Source organism: Phenylobacterium sp. (genome assembly GCF_031425575.1).
Classification (GTDB): domain Bacteria; phylum Pseudomonadota; class Alphaproteobacteria; order Caulobacterales; family Caulobacteraceae; genus Phenylobacterium.
The window spans coordinates 1-2,585 of record NZ_JANPJP010000273.1; the positions used below are offsets into that span (position 1 = coordinate 1).

At 66.2% G+C, this 2,585-nt stretch carries 3 protein-coding genes; 1 reads left to right on the forward strand and 2 read right to left on the reverse strand.

The genetic code is table 11. From position 1 onward, the window contains the following. The first annotated feature begins 173 nt into the window (after positions 1–173). A complete protein-coding gene (locus tag RMO97_RS15570) occupies positions 174–725 on the forward strand; it encodes a DUF2061 domain-containing protein (RefSeq protein WP_310541954.1) in 552 nt (183 codons plus the stop codon). On the opposite strand, the gene RMO97_RS15575 is transcribed toward RMO97_RS15570, so the two are convergent. Beyond that, positions 722–1,777, reverse strand: a complete 1,056-nt coding sequence (locus tag RMO97_RS15575; protein ID WP_310541955.1) for a DUF2332 family protein — start codon at positions 1,775–1,777, stop codon at positions 722–724. The genes RMO97_RS15570 and RMO97_RS15575 overlap by 4 nt on opposite strands. After that, on the reverse strand, positions 1,774–2,496 hold the full coding sequence (locus RMO97_RS15580) for an RlmE family RNA methyltransferase (protein WP_310541956.1): 723 nt from the start codon (positions 2,494–2,496) through the stop codon (positions 1,774–1,776). The genes RMO97_RS15575 and RMO97_RS15580 overlap by 4 nt, the downstream gene beginning before the upstream one ends. Positions 2,497–2,585: the final 89 nt, after the last annotated feature.

Genomic DNA, 2,585 nt, shown 5'->3' on the forward strand with positions numbered 1-2,585 from the left:
CAGCAAAACATCGTCGAAGGTGAGCCCTTCGCGTATCTCCATGAGGAGTCTCCGTTGTGCGGGCCGCGTATAACGGTGACCGGCATGGAACCGCAAGGGCTGCCCGACCTTATCGTCGTGATAGGAACAATTGGCTTGCCGGATGCGGCACCGACCCCACATCTTCGAGACGCATGGTCAGAACGCTTATCAGCACCGCCCGCCGCCTCGCGCTCAAGATCGCAAGCTACGGTGTGATGCACCTTGTGGTCGCCGTGCTGGTGGCCTTCGCCATCACCCGCGATTGGCGGCTGGCGCTCGCGGTCGGCGTGGTCGAGCCGTTTTTCCAGACCATCGCCTATTCGATCCACGATCGTCTCTGGCACAGAATCGAGCGGCGCAAACGGCTTTCCGGGGTGGAAGAAGCGGCGGAGGCGTTTACCGCCCGCCTCGATATTATGGCCCCCGAAGAACAGACCCGCTCGCACGGCGGCCATCAAGGCCATAGCCATGCCCTGCCTCGTTCGTTCAAGCAGGTTGCGCTCAAAACCGTGACCTACGGCCTGATGCATTTCGTGGTCGCCGTGGCCGTCGCCTACGCCCTGACCCAGGACTGGCGCGTGTCGCTTGCCATCGGCATCATCGAGCCACTGGTGCAGACCGTGTTCTTCACCGTGCACGACCGGATCTGGACGCGGATCGAGGCGAGAAAGGCCCAGCGGGCGGCGGAGATGGCCTCGGCCTAGTGCAGCCAGTGGATCTCCGCGCCATGCGGATGACAGACCGCCAGACGCTGCGTCTCGCCGCCTGGCCAGACTGTAAGAACCAGCTCCGGGCGCCGGTCGACGCTCCCGGACGCCACTTCAAGGCTTAGCCAGGCCACAGGCGCGGTTGCGGTCGCTTCGGCACCGACCCGTTTCAGGTGATTGCAGATGCGCACCCGAGTGTCGTCTCCGAAATACTGATAGGCGATGGTGTGCATGATGACGCGGCAGGTGCCCTGCTCCGGGGCAATCGCTAGCCTTGTCTCCAGCCAATCCGCCGCATCGCCTTGCTCGACCGGCGGCGGATCGGTGCCGGCCAGGTCCAAGGCCGCCTCCAGCCGCGCCAGCCGCAGCCGCTGGTCCGCCCAGACATAGGCGCTCAACCGTTCCCGCGTCGCCGGATCCCGCACGTCCAGCGGACTGCGATCCAAGCCCGCGCGCCGGATCACCTCGACCGCCGCGACGGGCGGCGACGGTCCGGTCCAGACAGGCTCGATCCGCACCGACGAGGCTCGGACACCGGCGACGGTCTCGCCCAACCGATAGGCGTAGCGGTCCAGCACAGTGTTCAACCCCGCGCTGGCGCCCAGTTCATGGAGGGCGAACGGCAGATGAAACCTGTCGGCCAGCACGAGCAACCCCGCCATCAAGGCCGCCGACCGTCCGACCTCGTTGGTCTGCGGGGGTCCGTCCAGCCAGGGCGACAGAAACTCGGCCTGTTCTACCAGCACCCGTGACACGGCTGACCACAGCACCTCATCGTCCGGCGCCGCCCCGGGCGGATAGAGCGAGGAAAGAGCCCGATCCCGCCCGGACCGCGCCAGGGCATGCAATCCGCCCATCAGCCGCAGCGCCAGGGCATCGGCTTCATGCGAGGGGGCGCCGCTCCAATCCAGCACCCGCCGCCCGATCGCCGTGTCGCCGGTCAAACGCTCCCCGACCAACCGGCAAAGCCCGCCGGTGAACGGCGCGCCCGCCGTGGTGCAGATCACCGCCTGATCCAGAAACGCCTGCAGGACCGGCGTCAGGCTCATCGCCGGTTCATCGCCACGAGAAACACCTCGGCGCTGTCCTTGCGGCTCGACTCCGGCTTGACGTATTTGACGGTCTCGAACTCCGCGCGCAGTCTTGCCAATACGCCACCGGCGTCGCCGCCCTGGAAATTCTTGGACACGAAATTTCCGCCGGGTCTCAAGGTGCGGATGGCGAAGTCGGCGGCGATCTCGATCAGGGCGATGATCTTCAGGTGATCCGTCTGGCGGTGGCCGACCGTGTTGTGGGCCATGTCGGACAGGACCAGATCGGGCGGCCCGCCCAAAAGGTCCATCATCTGCTGGTCCACGCCGGGATGAGTGAAATCAGCCTGGAGCATGGTCGCACCGGCGATCGGCTCGATCATCAGCAGGTCGACGCCAATGACCGAGGTCGCTCCGCGTTTGACTGCGACCTGGGCCCAACCGCCTGGTGCCGCGCCCAGATCGATGACCCGGCTGCCGTGTCTGATCAGGTGAAAACGGTCGTCGATCTCCAGCAGTTTGAAGGCCGCCCGGCTCCGCCAGCCTTCGGCGCGGGCCTTCTCGGACCATTTGTCCGAGAGCTGGCGTTTGATCCACTGCTGGCTGGACATCGACTTGGTGTCCGCCGTCTTCATCTTGGTGCCCATGCCGCGGCCGGCCGAGGTCCCGCCCGAGGGCGGGCGCACCATCCGACGGCGTTCGGGTGCCTTGTCGGCGGGCTTTTCTTCGTCGCTCATCGCATCCACATAGCCCCCGGCGGCATTGCGGGCTATGCACCCGCGATAATTCACAAGGAGCGCGCCGATGGCCGACCAGACCCTGACCT

Excerpts from the sequence above, each read along its gene's own strand:
- RMO97_RS15570 (WP_310541954.1), top strand. The coding sequence starts at position 174 with ATGGTCAGAACGCTTATCAGCACCGCCCGCCGCCTCGCGCTCAAGATC.
- RMO97_RS15575 (WP_310541955.1), bottom strand. The coding sequence starts at position 1,777 with ATGAGCCTGACGCCGGTCCTGCAGGCGTTTCTGGATCAGGCGGTGATC.
- RMO97_RS15580 (WP_310541956.1), bottom strand. The coding sequence starts at position 2,496 with ATGAGCGACGAAGAAAAGCCCGCCGACAAGGCACCCGAACGCCGTCGG.